The sequence below is a fragment of the Bordetella genomosp. 5 genome (genome assembly GCF_002261315.1).
GTDB lineage: Bacteria > Pseudomonadota > Gammaproteobacteria > Burkholderiales > Burkholderiaceae_B > Bordetella.
In genome coordinates this window covers 415,314-434,613 of record NZ_NEVP01000001.1, presented here as the reverse complement: position 1 = coordinate 434,613, position 19,300 = coordinate 415,314, and the positions used below count along the sequence as shown (strand labels likewise).

General features: G+C 64.6%; 19 protein-coding genes. 7 read left to right on the top strand and 12 right to left on the bottom strand.

Translation table 11 applies throughout. The features are described 5' to 3' along the window. The first annotated feature begins 3 nt into the window (after positions 1-3). From CAL25_RS02000 to CAL25_RS23955, 4 genes are all read left to right on the top strand, one after another. Entirely contained in the window at positions 4-1,173 is a 1,170-nt protein-coding gene (locus tag CAL25_RS02000) for a PepSY-associated TM helix domain-containing protein (protein ID WP_094798263.1), read from the top strand. After that, the gene (locus tag CAL25_RS01995; protein WP_094798262.1) at positions 1,170-1,382 is read left to right on the top strand and encodes a hypothetical protein; all 213 of its coding nucleotides are present in this window, start codon (positions 1,170-1,172) and stop codon (positions 1,380-1,382) included. Before CAL25_RS02000 ends, CAL25_RS01995 begins: the two co-directional genes overlap by 4 nt. Before the next feature lie 297 nt (positions 1,383-1,679). Continuing rightward, positions 1,680-1,817 carry a hypothetical protein gene (locus CAL25_RS01990; protein ID WP_249278913.1) on the top strand — a complete coding sequence of 46 codons (138 nt, stop codon included), beginning with the start codon at positions 1,680-1,682 and terminating at the stop codon, positions 1,815-1,817. Positions 1,818-2,080: 263 nt separating this feature from the next. Next, on the top strand, positions 2,081-2,311 hold the full coding sequence (locus CAL25_RS23955) for a hypothetical protein (RefSeq protein WP_141217873.1): 231 nt from the start codon (positions 2,081-2,083) through the stop codon (positions 2,309-2,311). A 35-nt stretch (positions 2,312-2,346) separates the two neighbouring features. Here the strand turns inward: CAL25_RS23955 and CAL25_RS01985 are convergent, their stop codons facing one another. After that, complete coding sequence (locus tag CAL25_RS01985; protein ID WP_094798261.1) at positions 2,347-3,219, bottom strand: AraC family transcriptional regulator; 873 nt, start codon at positions 3,217-3,219, stop codon at positions 2,347-2,349. 216 nt (positions 3,220-3,435) lie between these two features. Beyond that, positions 3,436-4,281: a nitroreductase family protein gene (locus tag CAL25_RS01980; RefSeq protein WP_094798260.1), complete on the bottom strand. Its 846-nt coding sequence runs from the start codon at positions 4,279-4,281 to the stop codon at positions 3,436-3,438. Between the two features lie 120 nt (positions 4,282-4,401). Here CAL25_RS01980 and CAL25_RS01975 point away from each other — a divergent pair, with 120 nt between their 5' ends. Next, a complete protein-coding gene (locus CAL25_RS01975; RefSeq protein ID WP_094798259.1) occupies positions 4,402-5,343 on the top strand; it encodes a LysR family transcriptional regulator in 942 nt (313 codons plus the stop codon). Positions 5,344-6,721: 1,378 nt separating this feature from the next. Here the strand turns inward: CAL25_RS01975 and glmS are convergent. Further along, entirely contained in the window at positions 6,722-8,554 is a 1,833-nt protein-coding gene (gene glmS, locus CAL25_RS01970) for a glutamine--fructose-6-phosphate transaminase (isomerizing) (RefSeq protein ID WP_094798258.1), read from the bottom strand. A gap of 152 nt (positions 8,555-8,706) precedes the next feature. On the opposite strand from glmS, the gene CAL25_RS01965 reads away from it, so the two are divergent. Further along, on the top strand, positions 8,707-9,216 hold the full coding sequence (locus CAL25_RS01965; RefSeq protein WP_094798257.1) for an Lrp/AsnC family transcriptional regulator: 510 nt from the start codon (positions 8,707-8,709) through the stop codon (positions 9,214-9,216). Positions 9,217-9,237: 21 nt separating this feature from the next. Here CAL25_RS01965 and CAL25_RS01960 read toward each other — a convergent pair whose 3' ends face one another. The 6 genes from CAL25_RS01960 to CAL25_RS01935 form a co-directional block, all read right to left on the bottom strand. Next, a complete protein-coding gene (locus CAL25_RS01960; RefSeq protein ID WP_094798256.1) occupies positions 9,238-10,308 on the bottom strand; it encodes a glycosyltransferase family 4 protein in 1,071 nt (356 codons plus the stop codon). Continuing rightward, the gene (locus CAL25_RS01955) at positions 10,308-11,627 is read right to left on the bottom strand and encodes a UDP-glucose dehydrogenase family protein (protein WP_094798255.1); all 1,320 of its coding nucleotides are present in this window, start codon (positions 11,625-11,627) and stop codon (positions 10,308-10,310) included. Before CAL25_RS01955 ends, CAL25_RS01960 begins: the two co-directional genes overlap by 1 nt. 178 nt (positions 11,628-11,805) lie before the next feature. Beyond that, positions 11,806-13,185 (bottom strand): MFS transporter, encoded by a 1,380-nt coding sequence (locus tag CAL25_RS01950; RefSeq protein WP_249278912.1) that lies wholly within the window; start codon positions 13,183-13,185, stop codon positions 11,806-11,808. After that, positions 13,182-14,555 carry a bifunctional UDP-N-acetylglucosamine diphosphorylase/glucosamine-1-phosphate N-acetyltransferase GlmU gene (gene glmU / locus CAL25_RS01945; protein WP_094798254.1) on the bottom strand — a complete coding sequence of 458 codons (1,374 nt, stop codon included), beginning with the start codon at positions 14,553-14,555 and terminating at the stop codon, positions 13,182-13,184. The genes CAL25_RS01950 and glmU overlap by 4 nt, the downstream gene beginning before the upstream one ends. Positions 14,556-14,625: 70 nt before the next feature. Further along, complete coding sequence (locus CAL25_RS01940; protein WP_249278911.1) at positions 14,626-15,528, bottom strand: PhaM family polyhydroxyalkanoate granule multifunctional regulatory protein; 903 nt, start codon at positions 15,526-15,528, stop codon at positions 14,626-14,628. Between the two features lie 30 nt (positions 15,529-15,558). Then, a complete protein-coding gene (locus CAL25_RS01935) occupies positions 15,559-16,251 on the bottom strand; it encodes a glycine zipper 2TM domain-containing protein (RefSeq protein WP_094798253.1) in 693 nt (230 codons plus the stop codon). A gap of 167 nt (positions 16,252-16,418) precedes the next feature. On the opposite strand from CAL25_RS01935, the gene CAL25_RS01930 reads away from it, so the two are divergent. Continuing rightward, on the top strand, positions 16,419-16,661 hold the full coding sequence (locus tag CAL25_RS01930) for a DUF3717 domain-containing protein (protein ID WP_094798252.1): 243 nt from the start codon (positions 16,419-16,421) through the stop codon (positions 16,659-16,661). Positions 16,662-16,709: 48 nt separating this feature from the next. Here the strand turns inward: CAL25_RS01930 and CAL25_RS01925 are convergent, their stop codons facing one another. From CAL25_RS01925 to CAL25_RS01915, 3 genes are read right to left on the bottom strand one after another with little or no spacing between them, the layout of a single operon-like run. Beyond that, on the bottom strand, positions 16,710-17,321 hold the full coding sequence (locus CAL25_RS01925) for an SCO family protein (protein ID WP_094798251.1): 612 nt from the start codon (positions 17,319-17,321) through the stop codon (positions 16,710-16,712). A 26-nt stretch (positions 17,322-17,347) separates the two neighbouring features. Next, positions 17,348-18,244, bottom strand: a complete 897-nt coding sequence (gene cyoE / locus CAL25_RS01920) for a heme o synthase (RefSeq protein WP_094798250.1) — start codon at positions 18,242-18,244, stop codon at positions 17,348-17,350. Positions 18,245-18,269: 25 nt separating this feature from the next. Further along, complete coding sequence (locus CAL25_RS01915; RefSeq protein WP_094798249.1) at positions 18,270-19,298, bottom strand: COX15/CtaA family protein; 1,029 nt, start codon at positions 19,296-19,298, stop codon at positions 18,270-18,272. Positions 19,299-19,300 lie beyond the last annotated feature (2 nt).

Genomic DNA, 19,300 nt, shown 5'->3' with positions numbered 1-19,300 from the left:
GGGATGTCCACGCAAGCCTGGTCCTGGGTACACAAATGGAGCAGTCTGGTCTGCACGGTCTTCATGCTGCTGCTGTGCCTGACCGGGCTGCCCCTCATCTTCCACGAAGAGATCGAGCACCTGTCGGGCGTGGTCGAAGCGCCGCCCATGCCCGCTGGCACGCCCAACGCCAGCATGGACCGGATCGCCCAGACCGCGCTGGAGCGCCGCCCGGGCGAAGTCATTCGCTACATGTTCTGGGATCAGGACGAGCATCCCGACATCACGTATGTCTCCATGGCCAGCGCCGTCGACGCGCCGCCCGAGGAAAACAATGCCGTCGTCATCGACTCGCGCACGGCCAAGGTCCTGGACGAACCGGCCACCGACGAAGGCTTCATGTACGTCATGCTCAAGCTGCACACCGACATGTTCGCCGGCCTGCCTGGGATGCTGTTCCTGGGCGCGATGGGCCTCTTGATGGCGGTCGCCATCGTGTCCGGTGTGGTGCTGTATTACCCCTTCATGCGCCGCCTGAAATTCGGCGCGCTGCGCACTCAGCGCAGCACCCGCGTCAAATGGCTGGACTGGCATAACCTGCTGGGCATCGTCACCGTGGTGTGGCTGCTGGTCGTTGGCATCACGGGCAGCATCAATACGCTGAACCGCGTCGTGCTGAGCCTCTGGCAGATGGACCAGATGGCGGAAATGACCGCGCCGTTCCGCGGCCTGCCGCCCGTCACGCAACCCGCGCATCTGGAAGCCTCCATCCGCACGGCACGCGATGCGGTGCCGGACATGGCGGTTCGCCTCGTCGCGTTTCCGGGGACGATGTTTTCCAGCCCGCATCACTACACGTTCTTCATGAGGGGCAACACGCCCGTGACCTCGCGTCTGCTCAAGCCCGCGCTGGTGGACGCCACTAACGGCGAGCTGACCGACACGCGAGAGATGCCTTGGTACGTAAAGACCCTGTTCCTTTCGCAACCGCTGCATTTTGGGGATTACGGCGGCCTGCCGCTCAAGATTCTCTGGGCGGTGCTGGATCTCTTTGCGATCGTGGTGCTGGGTAGCGGGCTTTATCTATGGCTGCGCAAGCCCAAGGCGGCCACGGCCTCGAAATCGTTGGCCCAGGATGCCGCAGAGACCGCCGGCGCGCTGCGGCAGGGTGATCGGCAAGGGGCAGCGCAATGAGCAAGAACGTTGATGTGCGCAGCGCGCGGACCGAGAACCTGCAATCGGCGGGCGATGTGTTCCGCCTGCCATTCTGGCTAGGCGTGGCCTCGGTGGTGGGGCTGGTGTCGGCGCTGCTGGGCGATGGGGTGTGGGACGGGGTGTCGTGGTTGGCGATCTTTGCGCCGATCGGGGCGGTCTGCTGGGCTTGGCGGTGCCGGGGCGGATAGGGCCCCCTTCTGATCCGGCCGGCCCGGCGTCAGTGGCGCGCGGCCATCAGCATAGGCACATTTATTTCGCGACCGACTCTATTTCGCGTTTTCAGGAGCATGCTGCCATGCTCGCCGGCGCATTTGCATGAACGCAGTGCTCCCGCCAGCCAGCGATCTCGCCACTAATGTATGGCGTCAGACTCTGATTTCCTGATTTCGTGGCTGTGCATGCTCCAACGCTCACCAGCGCTCGCGCGCTGCACGCGGTGATCCCGCCACGAAATTGCAGTCTGACACCTTAAAACCCTGCGCAGCGTGGAACACCATCGCCAGATCATCGCCGCGATACGCGCGCGCGATCCCGCATGCGCGGAGATCGCGGTGCGCTTCCACCTAGCGGCGACCCACCTGCTGTTTCGCTCGCATCGAAAGAATGGAAAGACGGGGGAGTAGTTCTTCCGTGGCTGCGAGACTCGGCTGACGCCAAAGCAAAGCGAAATTGCAATCTGACGCCTTAAGCCCTTGCTACCTCTTCAGCTCTTGGCCTCAGGCTGCTGCTCCCTCTGAGGCTCTGCTTGGGGCGAGGCGTTATTGGGCGGAGTCTCAGCGGTTTCTGGAGGGGAATGCGCCCCTCCCCCCTCCAACGGATTCGGCGCACCCTCCTGGTTGAACGCCCCGGGGTCAACACACGGAGGCGTAGGAACGGGAGGGCGAACTTGTCTATCTCTCGCCTGCGCATCAGCGAAATACTCAGCCGCAACCCGGTTCTGCGCCTGGCAAAGCTCGAACGCGTCGCGTTTGTCGCGCCATGCCGCCTTTGCTGCGTTCTCTGCGGCACCCGCCTCAGAAAACAGCATCATCTCGAGAACCAGACTGACCGCAAGAAGGACGCCAATTTTCAATACTTTCTCCGTAAAGTGCCTCTAATCTATGGTGCCAGACTCTGATTTCCTATCTATGGTGTCAGACACCTTAAAACCCGTCACTTGAGGGGAATGTAGACGTCCGTCTGCCACTGATCCTGTGGCGTTTCCGGAAAGACGCTCAAGTAGTGAAAGAATAGTGGATGGTCCCGAAGTTCCTCGCCGCTGGCGGGGAGCCAATCCCGGTAGATTGGATAGATAGTCTCGCCAATGTGATCGGTCGAGCCGACATGCCGGATTACTGCGCATCGACCACCAGAAATGACGGACTCGCGAACTCCATGGGCGTTCGGCATGATGGGTTCGTGGATTTCCCCGCATATATCGAAGCGGAATTCGTCCGCAGGAGTCGTGTCCGGATTGTTGTGCGGAATGCCGAACGTTCTGCTCGACTCAACAGGAGATTGTCCGCTTCGCGTGCGCCAGTCGACGAATCTGTTCACGCTTTCGCTGACAAGCCCAGGCGCCCCGTTGTGTTCCAGAGCGGCAACGCGAGTTGCCGAGAAATCGACGATTCTTACTTGCATGGTGAGTTTCCTTGAAAGGTAGGGGACGACAAGCGTTGCACTCCAGATCTGCCAGTTTGGCTGTCGCCGAAAAACAGTCGGAGCCATGCCGAACGTACGTTTGAATGCGCGGCTGAATGCTTCCGGACTGTCGAATCCCGCACCGAACGCCGCGTCAAGCACCGAGCATGGGTCCTGCGCTGCCAGGAGATGGGCGGCTCGCCGCAAACGCATCCATTGCACGTAGCGCGCCACCGGCGTCCCCACGTAGGCTGCAAACTGTCGATGAAAATGGAATTTCGAGAAATTCGCCACGCGACTCAACGTTTCCACAGACAGGTCGCCATCGAGGTTCATCTCGATGTACGTGAGTACGGCATTGAAGCGCTTTGCATAAGCACTTTTGGAACCGACATGAGTTGGCATGATTTATCTGGATTGAACGACAGGCGTCATGTTCGTCCATAATCGATCTATCGCGCCTAGCCGCGCTTGCTCAATCGTGAGACGGAATCTATGGTGTCAGACTCTGATTTCCTGATTCCGTAGCTGTGCATGCCCCAACGCTCACCAGCGTTCGCGCGCTGCACGCAGTGATCCCGCCACGAAATTGCAGTCTGACACTTTAAAGCCCCGCGCACGCTAACGAAGTTTGAAGCCTTGCTCGGTCACCATCTCGCGAAGGTGCTCGCGCCCGCCCATGTAACTCATGCTGGTGGCTGCCTCGCGAACGGAGCTTTGCCAGCTTTTCGGCTTCATGTTCTGCTCTTGCCGGAACTTGAGGTATGCCGCCTCGTACCCGTCGAGGTAGGCGCGATACCGGTCTTTCTGAAAGCCGTTGTGGTGCAGCACCGCCGCCGGCGGCATCCGTGGGCGCGCGGCAGAGGCCCGAGCAGGATCCGGCTTCCCCACGGCCATGCCGAAGGCCACGAAGGTGTATGGAGGAAGCCCCAGCAACTCGGCCACCTGTTTGGCCGCGTTGCGCATCACGCCCAGAAACACGATACCAAGGCCCATCGACTCTGCGGCGAGGGCGGCGTTCTGCGCGGCGAGTGTCGTGTCGATCGACGACATCAGAAAGCTGTCGAGATGCTCCAGCACGACCGGATCTTCCCCGTGCTCCTGCGTCAACGTCGCCGACCGCGATGCGTCCGCCACCCATAGCAGCAGCGCGGGCGCCTCCTCGATCCATGGAATGCGATCTGTCGGTACAGTCGCGGCGATCGTGTCCGAGATGCGCTGCTTCATCGCCTTGTCGGTCACGGCAACCACGCTCCAGAGATGTAGCGCGCTCGACGTGGACGCCGATTGAGCGGCGGCCACCATCGTATCGAGCGTGCCTTCCGGCAGAGGGTGATTCAGAAATGTACGTACGGATTTATGCGCCAGCTGCTGCTCCACAACACTGGTCCAGTGGATGTGTTGCGGCTTCGGCTGGTTGCCATATCGTGCTGCAAGCAGCGCTGCGTGATGAGCTTCGCGGTCCATGATTTCTCCTAGCATTGTCGTCATTCTAGGAAGTGGCCGCCGCCCAATTAGCCTGTAAAAGTGGAATATCTGTGCACACCAGTGCACAATTGACGACGCCGCCCGCCAGTCGTTTACGCCATGGACCATCTGCTCAGCATCCGAATTTTTCACAGAATCGTGGAGACGGGTTCCTTCACGCAGGCTTCGTCGCACCTCGGCCTGCCGCGCTCCACCGTGAGCAAAGGGCTGCTTGCGCTGGAGGCCCACCTCGGCGCCAAGCTGCTGCAACGAACGACTCGGCGAGTGTCGCTGACCGTCGAGGGCGCGGAGTATTACCGCAGGACGCAACAGGTGACGGCGCATCTGGAGGAGGCTGACGAAGCGCTGCGCATCATGGGTTCGGCTGCGCAAGGGCGAGTCCGCATCGACGTTTATTCCTCATTCGCGCATCACGTGCTTATTCCCGCTCTGGGATACTTCAAAGCAGAATGTCCAGACGTGCAGGTTGCCATGGGCATCAACGACCGACCCGTGGATCTCATCGAAGAGGGTGTGGACTGCGTCATCCGTTCAGGCGCTTTGCCAGACAGCGCGATGGTCGCCAAAACGCTATTTGTCGACCAGTTGGTCACCTGCGCCAGTCCAGCCTACCTGGAGCGATTCGGCGTGCCGCAGAGCCCCGATGAATTGTTCGCCACGCACAAGCTCGTAGGTTATTTTGGATCGGCAACGAGCGAGATCTGGCCGTTGACGCTATCGCAAAAGAACATCGTGCATCAGGCCACGCGCTTCGACATGCTTTCAAACGATAGCGCCGGGCAGATTGCGATGCTCGTCGGCGGCCAGGGCGTCGGCCAAACTCACCGCCTGGTCGTCGACAAGTTGATCGAAGCGGGCGCGTTGACTCCCATCCTCGAACATTGGGGTGGCCTGACCACACCCATTTCAGTGATGTATCCGTCATCGAAGCGGGTGAGCCGACGCACCAAACTATTCGTCGAGTGGCTCACGCGCTATCTGAAGCATTACGCGGTCGCGACAGGCTCAGCGCGTGGCCGCCCCAAGAAAACAGGCCAATGAATTGCCGCCCCTCATGACGTTGCATGCGAATCGCGTCTATGTGCTCTGGCTGCAACGAAATTGCAGTCTGACACCTTAAAACCCAAACGCGATCTGATACACACTGCCGTATCGTCAGTTTGCGTGGAGGCTCGCTTCGAAATACCTGCTGCATGCGTCCCCCTGCTTGCGTGATGTTTTCGTGCAACGCCCAGCCCGGGTTACACTCAGCTCCGGCTGAGCGGAAGCCTGCGACCCCCATTGCAAAGTCTATTCACCGCCGTCTGATACTCGAAAATTGTCTACACCGCCCCAGGCGGCTCATTTGGTGTGGGGGGTCCACTATGGGTCGTGGCGATGGAGCAATGACGATGTCCTCCTTTACAGACCCCTTTGAATTTTTGGAAGGGCTACGAACGCGGGCGCGGTTGGCGTCTCGCGCCGACTCTTCACGCACGTACCTTCAATGGCTAGACCATCTAAGCGAAGAGTATGGGTTTACCTACACCGCCTTGAAACGAAAGATTGAGTCGTTGGATGCACGACTATGCGGTTATGAGGACGAAAAATGGCGCACTCGACTAGATGGCAAGCGCTGTTGGGGCCGCGTACCGTATCGTTGGGAACAGACTTGGCCAATCCCAACTGTGCCTGCCGGCGAAGTTGCATGGGTTGATGCTTTCGCGGAAAGCGCGTTGTTTACGGTGAACGAGGGGCCGCGCCGCGAACTCGCAGGCACAGTCTTCCGCCTCGACCAACTCTCAATGCAGTATTACGGTGAGGAACTTCGGGTTGACTCCGATCAGCCTGTTCTTATGGCGCTGACAGGAATAGCAAGCGGGACCAGATGCGGTCAGGTCATAGAGGCATCGCACGCGCAGCTGAGCGAGATGTACGGATGTGAGCTTGATGAGATGTTTGCTGAGGGCCCCCTAACAGTTCAGCAAGTACTCTGGCGGCTGTCGAACAGCCGATTGGTGTTCGACAAATTTTCGTTCGATGGGCCACTTCTATCTTTTGTCGCGATCCGTCCTTGCAAGACACGATATCGAATCGCATTCAATCCAGCTTTCGCAAATTTCTACTATCCAGTGCTTCGGTTGTTTTTTGGGGATCGAGCCGTTACGTAGACGGCATTTGCCGCTCGACCGAGTCTTCGATACACGAGTTTCGGCCGAAGCCCAGCGCGGGTTCCCAGCACGGCGGCCGTGATGCTCGGCGGAGAACGAGCCACATAAAAAAGGACCGCGTAATGCGGTCCTTTCTTCATAATGACGACCAGATCCAAGACGAAAACGGGACGTTCTAGGAAATAGAAGCTGTTCAGCCTGCGACCGACTTTATTCCGCGCGACCGACTTTATTTCTCGTTTTCAGACCTCCCGCCGCATCACCTCACATCACTCCACCGTCACGCTCTTAGCGAGGTTGCGCGGTTTGTCGACGTCGGTGCCGCGCACGCACGCCGTGTGGTAGGCCAGCAGTTGCAGCGGCACGGTGTGCAGGATCGGCGACAGCATGCCGTAGTGTTCGGGCATGCGGATCACGTGCATGCCTTCTTCGTTGTTGATCTTGCTGTCGGAATCGGCAAACACGTACAGCTCGCCGCCGCGCGCACGCACTTCCTGCATGTTGGACTTCAGCTTCTCGAGCAGGGCGTCCTTGGGCGCGATAGTGACCACGGGCATCTGGTCGGTGACCAGGGCCAGCGGGCCGTGCTTGAGTTCGCCGGCGGGATAGGCCTCGGCGTGGATGTAGCTGATTTCCTTGAGCTTGAGCGCGCCTTCGAGGGCGATCGGGTAGTGCATGCCGCGGCCCAGGAACAGCGCGTTTTCTTTGGTGGCGAAGCGATCGGCCCAGGCCATGATCTGCGGCTCGAGCGCGAGCACGGAGCCGATGGCGGCCGGCAGGTGGCGCAGCGCCTTCATGCACTCGGCTTCCTGCTCGTTGCTGAGCAGGCCGCGCGTCTGGGCCAGCGTCAGCGTCAGCAGATACAGCGCGGTGAGCTGCGTCGTGAATGCCTTGGTCGATGCCACGCCGATCTCGACGCCTGCACGCGTGATGTACGACAGCACGCACTCGCGCACCATGGCGCTGGTGGCCACGTTGCAGATGGTCAGCGTGTGGTTCATGCCGAGCGAACGCGCGTGCTTCAGCGCGGCGAGCGTGTCGGCGGTCTCGCCCGATTGCGAGATCGTGATGACCAGGGTCTTGGGATTCGGCACGCTGTCGCGGTAGCGATACTCGCTGGCGATTTCGACGGCCACGGGGATCTGCGCCATCGATTCGATCCAGTACTTCGCGGTCATGCCGGCGTAATAGCTGGTGCCGCAGGCCAGGATCAGGATGCGGTCGATGTCCTTGAAGATCTTGAACGCTTCATCGCCGAACAGCTCGGGCGTGATGGCGTCGATGTCCTGCAGCGTGTCGCCGACGGCGCGCGGCTGCTCGAAGATCTCTTTCTGCATGAAGTGGCGATAGGGGCCGAGTTCGGCCGCGCCGGTATGCACGTGCACGGTGTTGGTCTTGCGGTCGACCGGCTTGCCTTCGGCGTCGACGATCCAGACGCGCTGCAGCTGCAGGTCGACCACGTCGCCGTCTTCCAGATAGACGATCTGGTCGGTCGTGCCGGCCAGGGCCAGCGCGTCGGAGGCGAGGAAGTTCTCGTTCTTGCCCAGGCCCACGACCAGCGGCGAACCCTGGCGCGCACCGACCACGCGGTGCGGCTCGTCGCGGCAGAACACGGCGATGGCGTAGGCGCCGTGCAGGCGGCGCACGGCCTGTTGCACGGCGTCGAAGAGATCGCCGTTGTACAGGTGATTGACCAGGTGCGCGATCACTTCGGTGTCGGTCTGGCTTTCGAACACGAAGCCCGCCTGCTGCAGCTCGGTGCGCAGCTCGGCGTAGTTTTCGATGATGCCGTTGTGGACCAGCGCGATGCGCGGCTCGTCCTTGCCGATCGAGGAGAAGTGCGGGTGCGCGTTGTAGGTGGCCGGCGCGCCGTGCGTGGCCCAGCGGGTGTGGGCAATGCCGGTGAAGCCCGACAGCGACTCTTCAGCCACCTGGTCGGCCAGCTCGGCCACGCGTTGCGTGCTGCGGGTGCGGCGCAGATGGCCGTCCGTGTGCAGCGCCACGCCGCAGGAGTCATAGCCGCGGTATTCCAGCCGCTTCAGGCCTTCGACCAAGATCGGGGTGATGTCGCGCTGGGCGACGGCGCCTACGATGCCGCACATATGCTGTGCTCCTGAGAAATAGAGAAAGTGGACGCATTGTGCATCCCCCTTCACGAAATTAGATTTCTATATTTAGCGCCATCTGAAAGATTAATTTCTTACAAGAACGTGATTAAATATAATTTCTCTACAGCCTGATTTATGAACGAATCATGCAAAATGAACTGATTTCGCCCGAATCCGCGCCCGCCAGTGCCCCGCTGGACGACCTTGATCGCCGCATTCTGGAACAACTGCAACAGGATAGCTCGCTCACCAACCAAGATCTGGCCGAGCGCGTGCATGCCTCGCCGCCCACCTGTCTGCGCCGGGTGCGCCGTCTGATCGAATCGGGGGTGATCGAAAAGCAGGTGGCGATTCTGTCGCCCGCCGCGCTGGGCAGCACGCTGACCGCCATCGTGGAGATCACGCTGGACGTGCAGGCGGCCGAGCGGCTCGACGAATTCGAGGCGAGCCTGCTCGCCGAGCCGGCGGTATTGCAGTGCTACCGCGTGTCGCCCGGCCCGGATTTCGTGGTGATCGTGCAGGTGCGCGACATGCCCGCTTATCACGCACTCGCGCACCGGGCCTTCACGGCGCATGCCAATGTGCGCAACGTGCGCACCTTCTTCTCGGTGCATCGCGCCAAGTTCGAGACGCGGATCGAGCTGCCGCCGGCGTGATCGCGGGCGGCAGCATCATGCTCAGCGCCGCGGCTTGGCCGCGAGCAGGCGGTCGAAGTGGGCCAGATAACGGCGGCCCATCTCGGTCACGTCGTGCTCGGTCTTCACGTAGGCGTAGGCGCGCTCGGTCACGTCGGCGCGGAAGGCCGCGTCGTCCAGGCAGCGCGCCATGCCGGCCGCCATCGCCTGATAATCGCCCACCGCGCACAGCACGCCACGGCCGTCGGCGAGGCTTTCTTTCAGGCCGCCCGCATCGGTCGACACCACCGGCACCCGTTGCAGGAACGCGTCCAGGACGCTGCTCCCGAGCGCCTCTTCCAGCGAGGCCATGACGAAGACGTCCATCACGCTGTAGAAGTCTTCCACGCCCTTGCGAAAGCCGGCGAACCGGTACACGTCCTGCAGGCCCAGGCGCTGCACTTCGGCGCGCGCCTCGGCCTCGCGATTGCCGCCCGCGCCGAAATGCAGGAACACGAAGTCGGAACGCGTGCGCGCGAGTTCGCCGATGGCGCGCACCAGCGTGACGGGGTCTTTGTCGTGCAGCAGCGCGGCCGAGGTGGCAAGCATGCGGCGGCCGGTGAGGGCAAACTCCTGCACCAGCGCGGCCACGTTGGCCTGATCGATCTCGTGCGGCTCGACCGCACTGCGGATGATCACCGGTTCGATGCCGAGACGTCGCGGCTCGCTGGCCGCCATCTCGCTGATCGCCACGAACAGATCGACATTGCGCCATTTGTAGCCGGTCTTCCATTCGTCCTTGGGTTCGACCACGAACGAGGTGCGGCGCGAAAACACGACCGGGCGGCGATGGAACAGCCGGGTGAGCACGGCCCAGGTATTGGTGTTGGCGGTCTGGCTGTGCACGATGTCGTAGCCCGCGCCATGACGCGCGAGAAACGCGAGCTGGCCCGGCACGTTGCGCACCGCGTGCACCTTGAAGCCTTCGTCGGTGGCGCGCTGCGCGAGCGGGCCACCGGCACGGCACAGAATCTCGACCTCATGACCGGCCTTGCGGAAGGCACGCATGCAGTACAGCGTCTGGCGCTCGCCGCCGCGCCAGCCTTTCTCAAAATTGAGCTGTAGGATTTTCATCAGCGGCCGATCGCCTCGTACTCGAAACCCTGGGCCCGCACTTCCGCCGGCGTCCACAGATTGCGGCCGTCGATGATGAGCGGACGCGTGAGCAGCTTCTGCACGCGCGACATGTCGGGCGCGCGGAACACCTTCCACTCCGTCACGATCAACAGGGCGTCCGCGCCGTCGAGAGCGGCGTACATGTCCGGCGCCATGGTCACGTTCGGGTTATCGGCCAGCACGCGGATCGCCTGCGGCATGGCCACGGGATCGTAGGCGCGGATCTGAGCGCCACGGCGCGTGAGCGCGGCGATCAAAGAGAGGCTGGGCGCCTCGCGCATGTCGTCGGTATTCGGCTTGAAGGCGAGGCCCCACACGGCGAAGCTGCGCTGGCTCAGGTCTTCACCGAAGCGCGCGATCACCTTCTCGGCCAGGCGCAGCTTCTGTGCGTCGTTGGCGGCCTCCACGGCTTCGATCACGCGCATCGGCACGCCCTGCTCGGCGCCGGTACGCAGCAGCGCCTGCACGTCTTTCGGGAAACACGAGCCGCCATAGCCCACGCCCGGATACAGGAATTGATAGCCGATGCGCGGATCGGCGCCGATGCCGCGGCGCACCTGTTCGATATCGGCGCCGAGCTTCTCGGCCAGATTGGCCATCTCGTTCATGAACGAGATGCGCGTGGCGAGCATGCTGTTGGCGGCGTACTTGGTGAGCTCGGCGGAGCGCACGTCCATCACCATCAGACGCTCGTGGGTCCGCTGAAACGGCGCGTACAGCCGTCGCATCACGTCCACCGTGTATGGGTCGTCGGCGCCCACGACGATGCGGTCGGGGCTCATGAAATCGTTGATGGCCGCGCCTTCTTTCAGGAACTCGGGGTTCGAGGCGACGGTGAACGGCAGGTCCAGGCCGCGCGCGGCGAGCTCTTCGGCAATGGCCTCGCGCACGCGATCCGCCGTGCCCACGGGCACGGTCGACTTGTTCACGACGACCTTGCGATCGTCCATGTGGCGCGCGATATTGCGCGCGGCGGCGAGCACGTACTGCAGATCGGCCGTGCCGTCTTCGCCCGGCGGCGTGCCGACGGCGATGAACTGGATGTCGCCGAACGCCACGCTCTCGGCGATGTCGTCGGTGAAATGCAGGCGGCCACCGGCCACGTTGCGGCTCACGAGGTCTTCGAGGCCGGGCTCGTAAATGGGAATCTGGCCGGCACGCAGCCCGGCCACCTTGGCCGCGTCGATGTCCAGACACATGACGTCGTTGCCCATATCGGCCATGCACGCGCCCGAAACAAGGCCGACATAGCCGGTGCCGATGACTGTAATTTTCATGTGTTGCCTGATCCCTAGCCAAAACGATGGCAATACGCCACCGCTGCGGATTATAAAAGTCAGTTCGTGACAGCAGGCCGTATTCCCGAAAAACGGCCCTTTGGCAGGCAACCATGGCCCCGATTCGCCGTGCAAAACCAGGGCCGCGCGGGCGCCGGCGGGGGCCACCGGCGCGGATTCAAGCCGCCGACGACCCGACCTTTCGGGCGATTCTGACCATGTTGACCGCCACGGCCAGCACGGCGCAGACCGTGCCGAGCACCAGGGCCACGGTCGGCCCGTGCGAGGCCGACAGGCTGAACGCGATGGCGACCAGCGCGGTGCCGAAGCTCTGGCCGAACACCCGGGTAGTGGCCTGCAGGCCACCCGAGGCGCCGCTGCGTTCGCGCGGCGCGGACGACAACATGGCGCGGTTGTTCGGCGTCTGGAAGAAGCCGAAGCCGCAACCCGCGATGAACATGCCCACCATGATCCAGGCATTGCCCGCCGAGGTCGGCAACACCGTCACCCACAGCATCCCGATCACCATGGCCGCCGCCCCCGCGCCGCTCAGCACCGCGGCCGAGTAGCGATCGGACATGCGGCCGGCGAACGGCGCGACCAGCGCGGTGCCCACCGGCCAGGCCGCCATCAGCAGCCCCACTTCCAGATGCGGACGCCCCAGCACCTGCTGAAAATAGAAGGGCAGTGCCACATACGAGGCCATCTGCGCGGCGAAGGTGCAGGCCGACGCCGCGACCGCATAGGCGACCGGCCGGATGCGCAGTAGATCCACGGGCACCAGCGGCGCGGGCTGGCCGCGCACGCGCCGCACCAGTACGAAGCCGGCCACCGCGGCAATCGCGATCAGGCCGATCCCGCGCAGGGGATCCTGACCCAGCATGTCCACGCCGGAGATGAACACGCCGAGCGTGATCATGCTGAGCACCGCGGCGACCCAATCCAGCCGGGAGCTGCTGCGCGGCACATCGGGCAGGAACCGCAGCCCGAACATCGCGGCAATACAAAACGGCAGATTGACCGCGAAGATCCAGCGCCACGGCGCCACGGTGAGGATGAAGGAGCCGATGGTGGGACCGAGCACCGACATCACGGCCACCGTGGTGGCGTTGATGCTGATGCCGCGGCCCAACAGGCGCAGCGGATAGATGTTGCGCACCAGGCCGCCGAACATGCACATCAGCGTGGCCGCACCCACCCCCTGGAACACCCGCGCCATGCTGAGCTGCCAGAGCGACTGCGACAGCGCGCAGGCCAGCGACGCCGAGGTGAACAGCACCAGGCCGAACGTGAACATGCGGCGAAAGCCGATGCGCTCGGCGAGCGCCGACATCGGCAGCAGCATCATCACCACGGCCAGGTTGTAGGCGTTGATGACCCACACGGCCTGCGACGGCAGGGCGTCGAGGTCGGCGGCGATGGTGGGCAGTGCGACGTTCGCGATGGTGGCATCGAGCACCGAGAGGCTCATGCCGACCAGCACGGTGGCCGCGGCGTAGTAGCGCCGCGGCGTGGGCAGGCCGTCAGGCGCGCCGCCTGGCGCGCCCGTCGTGCTCACGACTTCTTGGCCGGGCGTTTCCAGCCGTCGACCGTGGTCTGTCGAGCGCGCGAAAGCGTGAGTTTCTCGGCCGGCGCGTCACGTGTGAGCGTGGTGCCCGCGGCCAGCGTGGCACCCCGGCCGACGCGCACCGGCGCGACCAGCTGGGTGTCCGACCCGATGAAAGCGTCGTCTTCGATGACGGTGCGATGCTTGTTCACGCCGTCGTAGTTGCACGTGATGGTGCCCGCGCCGACGTTCACGCGCGCGCCGATGTCGCTGTCGCCGATATAGGCCAGATGATTGGCCTTGCTGTCTTCGGCGATCACGCTGTTCTTCACTTCGACGAAGTTGCCCACGTGCGTGCGCGGGCCCAGATCGGCGCCCGGGCGCAGGCGCGCGTACGGGCCGATGCGCGCATCGGCGCCGACCTTGGCCTGCTGCAGGTGGCTGAACGCCTCGATCTGGGTGCCGGCGTCGATGGTGACGTCGCGCAGCACGCAATGCGGGCCGACGCGCACGCCGTTGCCGAGCACCACCTTGCCTTCGAATACGCAGCCCACGTCGATGAACACGTCACGGCCGCAGGTCAGGCTGCCGCGCACGTCGAAACGGTGCGGATCGGCCAGCGTGACACCGGCCTCGAGCTGGCGACGCGCCTGTTCGTGCTGCCAGCGGCGCTCGAGTTCGGCCTGTTGCAGGCGGCTGTTCACGCCCAGCGTTTCCCAGCTGGCGCCGGGCTGCGCGGCGTTGACCGGCACATGGTCGGCGACGGCCAGACCGATGATGTCGGTCAGGTAGTACTCGCCCTGGGCGTTGTTGTTGTCGATGCGCGTGAGCCAGTCCTTGAGCTTCGCGGTGGGCGCGCACAGGATGCCGGTGTTCACTTCCTTGATGGCGCGCTGCGCCTCGCTGGCGTCTTTGTGCTCGACGATGGCGACCACCTGGCCGGCCTGGCTGCGCACGATGCGGCCGTAGCCGGTGGAGTCTTCGAGCACCTCGGTCAGCACCGCCACGCCCTGGCCGCGCGCCTCGAGCAGCTTGCGCAGCGTCTCGGGCTGCACCAGCGGCACGTCGCCGTAGAGCACCAGCGTGACGTCGTCGGCGCCATCGCCCTCGAGCAATTGCGGCACGGCCTGCTGCACGGCGTGGCCGGTGCCGTGTTGCGGCTGCTGCAGCGCAAAAGCCAGGTCTTCCTTGCCTTCGTACGCCGCCTTGACGCGGTCGGCGCCATGGCCCACCACCACGATCACGCGGGCGGGATCGAGCTGGCGTGCGCTGCCGAGCACGTGGCTCAGCATCGGCTGGCCAGCCAGCGTGTGCAATACCTTGGGGAGATCGGACTGCATGCGTTTGCCGAGTCCAGCGGCGAGGATGACTACATTGAGCATAGAACCAACACGTAAGTTAAAAGGGCGGACACGGCGTGTCCGCCTGGATTCGGAAGAATCGGCGCAGCCCCTACGTGGAGCGGCGTGCCGGCTTGATCGAGGTCTTGGCCACGCCGCGCGCGGCGGGCTTGGCATCAGGCTTCTTGGCCGCCTCGGTGGTCTTGGTGGCCGACTTCGCGGCTTTCTTGACCGGGGTTTTGGCCGCGGTCTTGGAGGCGCGTTTTGCGCCCGTTTTGGCGGCGGACTTGCCGGCGGGCTTGCCGGCCGGCGCCGTGCCCGCGGAGGGCTTGGCGGAGGCCGCCCCCGGCGTATCGGCACCGGTCTCGCCCATCATCTGCGGCAGCGTGGCGGCGGTGGCCGCGGCGATCTGGTTGAACTGCTGTTGCAGCAGCCCCCACCAGGCCTGTGACGCCTGAGTGGCCTGCGCGGCAGCGAGGTTGAGCGCTTCCGCGCCGGCATCCGCGGCCGACGCGCCGGTGGCCGCATCCGCATCGGCGGGCGGTTCGGCCGTCGCGTCCGGCGGCGGCGTCTGGCCGAAGGGCGACTGACCGAACGGCGAAGCGCCCGCCGGCTGGCCCGGCGCGGGCTTCAGGCCCAGCGCCACTTCCAGCGGCGAGGGGTCGCTCGACGAACGCGGCGAGCCGGTGTCCATGCTGGACACGCTACCCACGAACGAACGCAGCGTGGCGATGGTGGCGCGCTGCACCTCCATGCCCTGGATCGTGGACGACAGCATCTGCAGATTCAGGCGCAGCCAGCCTTCGACCGCGCGCAGCTCGGTGATGCGGCGCTCGAGCTCCTCGACATTGAGCGGCGGCGTCATGGGCAGCGATTGCGCCAGCCCGCCGGGCCCGGCGAGGCCGGCCCAGGCCTGACGCATCATTTCCATGCTGGCGAGCAGCGGATTGCCCGACAAATCGGAATCCTGCCCCATGCCGGGCATCACGAACGGGTTGGTGTTCGAATCGCTCATTCGGTCTCCTGTGGTGCGTCGGGGCGGCGCTCAGCGCGGCAGCAATTGATCGTTTTCGACACGCACCGGCGCGCCGGTGGCGAAGGCGAACGGCTGCGCACTACGGAAAGTGCGCTGGCTGCCGTCGTCCATGCGCACCACGGCTTCGTAATGCGTCACCGTCTGTTGCTGCCTAATATTACGCTCGACTTCGCGGCCTGCCAAAGCGCCGCCCACGGCGCCCAGCACCGTCAGCGCGTCCTTGCCGTGTCCGCCGCCGAACTGGTTGCCGACCACGCCGCCCACCACGCCGCCCGCGACCGTGCCGACGATGTGATTGCTGTTGTCGCGCACCGGCACCTGCACGGTGCGGATCGATGCCACGGTGCCGCAGCTCGGGCAGGACGCGGGCTGGCGTGCCTGCGGGGCCGGCTGCGCCGGCGCGGGCTGGGCTTGCCCCTGGGCGACGTGCGACGGCAGGCCGTTCTGGGCGCGGGCGGCCGGGACGGCGCCGGGATCGGCCGGCGCGAGATTGGCGGCTTCGGGGCCGGAATTGGCGGCTTGCTCCGCGCTCATCGGCGCGTCGCCAGGCCGCTGCTGCGCCCCGGGGGTGGGCAGCCAGCCCAGAATGGCGGCGACCGCCACCGTGCACAACACGATCACGGCAACCGCGGCAGCGGCGAAAAGCGGGTGCAATCCGCGGCGCGGACCCGGGCCCGACGACCCGGCAGACGGAGTGTTCATGGCGTGCTCCATGCGTAACGGTAACGGCCCGTTGTATAGCACCCCGGCAGGCGTGTCGCGGTTTCGGCGTATTGCGTTCGTGACCCTTTGCAAAACCGGTCACGCCGCCTTTCGCGGGCCCCTTCCTCGCGGCTGGACAGCCCTGCCGATTCTGGGACAATGGTCTTATGACTTCCGCTGAAACGCCCATCACGCTGGCCGCCCTCGAGCAGGCCATCAACTACTGGCGCAACCGTCTGCCCTCGCAGGGCGAAGAGGCGCGGTTGTGCGCCGAGGCCGCCGCGCTGGCGGTGCCTTATGCCGCCATGATCATGGCGCATGCACGCGAGTTCGCGCGCGCCGAGCTGTCCGAGGCAGCGCGCACGGCATTCCAATCCTGGGAAAGCGCCCACCAGGGCGCGGCACGCTGAGCTCCGCAAGGGGAGCCCGCCGGGATTGCCCCGGCGGCGCCCGCTCGATTATTTGGCGTCGAGCAACAGCTTGAGGTCGTGGGCCACGGCGTCCACGCCGATGGTGCTGTTGGCCAGCACGCGCGAATCGCCCTTGGTATCGAACAGGTAAAAGCCCGCCGAGTGGTCCATCGTGTAGGTGCTGCCATCCTTGCTCGGCACCTTGGCGTAATAGGCCTTGAACGAGCCGGCCGTCTTGCGCACCTGTTCCGGCGTGCCGGTCAGGCCCAGAAAGCGCGAATCGAACGTCGTTACATACTGCTTCAGGATATCCGCCGTATCGCGCTCGGGATCGACCGACACCAGCATGACCTGGACGCGGTCGGCGTCGGGGCCGAGCTTTTCCATGACCTGGGCCAATTCGGCGAGCGCCGTCGGGCACACGTCGGGACACTGCGTGAAGCCGAAGAACACCACCAGCGCCTTGCCCGAGAAGTCGGACAGCTTGCGCGGCGTGCCGTTGTGGTCGACCAGATCCAGGCCTTTGCCCAGCTGCGTGCCCGTGATGTCGCTACCCTTGAACGCCGGCTTGGTCTCGCCGCAGGCGGCCAGGGTGAAGGCGACGGTGGCGGCGGCCGCGGCGCACAGCAGCCGGCGACGGACAGGGGAAAGCAAGGACATCAGGCGAGGTCTCCGGTAAGTGGCGTTCAGCGCAGCAGCGCCAAGGCCCAGTGATCCACCAGCAGCGCGCCGAACAGCAGCGCGAGGTACAGGATCGAGAAGCGGAACAGACGGCGCGAACGCTCGTCGGTGTAATGACGGTAAAGGCCCCAGGCATGCGCCAGGAAGATCGTGCCCAGCACGACGGCCACGGCCAGATAGAACAGGCCGCTCATGCGGATCACGTAAGGCAGGATCGTGACCGCCAGCAGGACACAGCTGTACAGCAGAATCTGCAGACGCGTGTACTTGCTGCCGTGCGTGACGGGCAGCATCGGCAGACCCGACTGCTCGTAGTCTTTGCAGCGGTAGAGCGCCAGCGCCCAGAAGTGCGGCGGGGTCCAGATGAAGATGATCAGCACCAGCGCCCAGGCTTCGGCGGGCGTGGCGTTGGCCACGGCGGCCCAGCCCAGCGCGGGCGGCATCGCGCCCGACAGGCCGCCGATCACGATGTTCTGCGGCGTGCGCGGCTTGAGAATCACGGTATAGATCACCGCATAACCGACGAACGTGGCGAAGGTGAGCCACATCGTGAGCGGATTGACCAGGTGATACAGCACCAGCATGCCGGCGCCGCCGAGCAGACCCGACAGGGCCAGCACGTGCGCGGGCGAAATGGTGCCCTGGGCCGTGGCGCGGCGGGCCGTGCGGGCCATGCGCGCGTCGACCTCCTGCTCGATCAGGCAGTTGATGGCGAACGCGGCGGCGGCCAGGAGCCAGATGCCGAGCGTGCCGAACACGACCTTGTCGAGCGGGGGGACACCGGGAACCGCGAGGAACATGCCGATGACGGCACAGAAGACGGCGAGCTGCGTCACCCGCGGCTTGGTCAGCACGAGGTATTGACGCAGCAAACCCTGTTGGGGAGCAGCGATTGAAGACATGATGCTCAGTATTTTACCAACCAAGTCAAGGACTTGCCGGGGCAAATTGTCGCACCGGCGGCCCGCCGGCCGTTGCCAGCCGCACCAGGGCCACCACGCAGGCCAGCGTCAGGCCGGCAGCCCCCCCATTGTGCAACACCGCGATCAGCAGCGGCCACTGGAAGAAAATCGTCGTCAGGCCGGTCAATAATTGCGCAGCCAGCAGGACCAGGATCAGCCGCGCCGGACCCCGCACGCCCGCCAGACGCTGCATTTTCCAGGCCAGCACGCCCAGATACGCCAGCACGACAAAGGCGAAATTGCGGTGGACCCAGTGGATCGCCGTGAGCGCATGCTGCGAGATCATTTCGCCGGAGGGCAGCTCGCCCAGGCCCCGGATCACCGAGAACCCGCCGTGGAAGTCCATCTCGGGCACCCAGGCGCCGTGGCAGGTCGGGAAATCCATGCAGGCCAGCGCGGCGTAATTGGTGCTCACCCATCCGCCCAGCGTCACCTGGACGGCCAACAAGCCCAGGCCAAAGGCGAGCGGCACCATGAAGCGCGCCGCCTGGGCCGGCAGGGCGATGTGCGGGCGCTCGCGCGCGGCGAGCCAGGTCAGCAAGGCCAGCAGCGACAGCCCCAGCACCAGGTGGGCGGTCACCACCGCGGGCATCAGCTTGTGCGTGACGGTCCAGGCACCGAAGGCGCCCTGGATGCACACGGCCACCAGCGACACCGTCGCCAGCGTGGGCGTGCGGCCGAGCACGCGGCGGTGGCGCCACGCCATGTAAACGATCGCGATGATCAGCATGCCCAGGAAGGCGCCGACATAGCGGTGGATCATCTCGATCCAGGCCTTCGACAGGGTCACCGGCCCGAACGGCATGGCCTGGGCCGCTTCGTGGATGTCGGCGCGCGCGCCCAGCGGCGTCACGCTGCCATAGCAGCCGGGCCAGTCGGGACAGCCCAGGCCCGAGTCGGTCAGGCGCACGAAGGCGCCGAACATGATGAGGTCCAGCGTGAGAAACCAGGTGAAGAAGACGAGCTTGCGATAGCGCTCTTTGATGCGATCCATGA

Coding starts and splice junctions, on each gene's coding strand:
- CAL25_RS02000 (WP_094798263.1), top strand. CDS start 4: ATGTCCACGCAAGCCTGGTCCTGGGTACACAAATGGAGCAGTCTGGTC.
- CAL25_RS01995 (WP_094798262.1), top strand. CDS start 1,170: ATGAGCAAGAACGTTGATGTGCGCAGCGCGCGGACCGAGAACCTGCAA.
- CAL25_RS01985 (WP_094798261.1), bottom strand. CDS start 3,219: ATGCCAACTCATGTCGGTTCCAAAAGTGCTTATGCAAAGCGCTTCAAT.
- CAL25_RS01980 (WP_094798260.1), bottom strand. CDS start 4,281: ATGGACCGCGAAGCTCATCACGCAGCGCTGCTTGCAGCACGATATGGC.
- CAL25_RS01975 (WP_094798259.1), top strand. CDS start 4,402: ATGGACCATCTGCTCAGCATCCGAATTTTTCACAGAATCGTGGAGACG.
- glmS (WP_094798258.1), bottom strand. CDS start 8,554: ATGTGCGGCATCGTAGGCGCCGTCGCCCAGCGCGACATCACCCCGATC.
- CAL25_RS01965 (WP_094798257.1), top strand. CDS start 8,707: ATGCAAAATGAACTGATTTCGCCCGAATCCGCGCCCGCCAGTGCCCCG.
- CAL25_RS01960 (WP_094798256.1), bottom strand. CDS start 10,308: ATGAAAATCCTACAGCTCAATTTTGAGAAAGGCTGGCGCGGCGGCGAG.
- CAL25_RS01955 (WP_094798255.1), bottom strand. CDS start 11,627: ATGAAAATTACAGTCATCGGCACCGGCTATGTCGGCCTTGTTTCGGGC.
- glmU (WP_094798254.1), bottom strand. CDS start 14,555: ATGCTCAATGTAGTCATCCTCGCCGCTGGACTCGGCAAACGCATGCAG.
- CAL25_RS01940 (WP_249278911.1), bottom strand. CDS start 15,528: ATGAGCGATTCGAACACCAACCCGTTCGTGATGCCCGGCATGGGGCAG.
- CAL25_RS01935 (WP_094798253.1), bottom strand. CDS start 16,251: ATGAACACTCCGTCTGCCGGGTCGTCGGGCCCGGGTCCGCGCCGCGGA.
- CAL25_RS01930 (WP_094798252.1), top strand. CDS start 16,419: ATGACTTCCGCTGAAACGCCCATCACGCTGGCCGCCCTCGAGCAGGCC.
- CAL25_RS01925 (WP_094798251.1), bottom strand. CDS start 17,321: ATGTCCTTGCTTTCCCCTGTCCGTCGCCGGCTGCTGTGCGCCGCGGCC.
- cyoE (WP_094798250.1), bottom strand. CDS start 18,244: ATGTCTTCAATCGCTGCTCCCCAACAGGGTTTGCTGCGTCAATACCTC.
- CAL25_RS01915 (WP_094798249.1), bottom strand. CDS start 19,298: ATGGATCGCATCAAAGAGCGCTATCGCAAGCTCGTCTTCTTCACCTGG.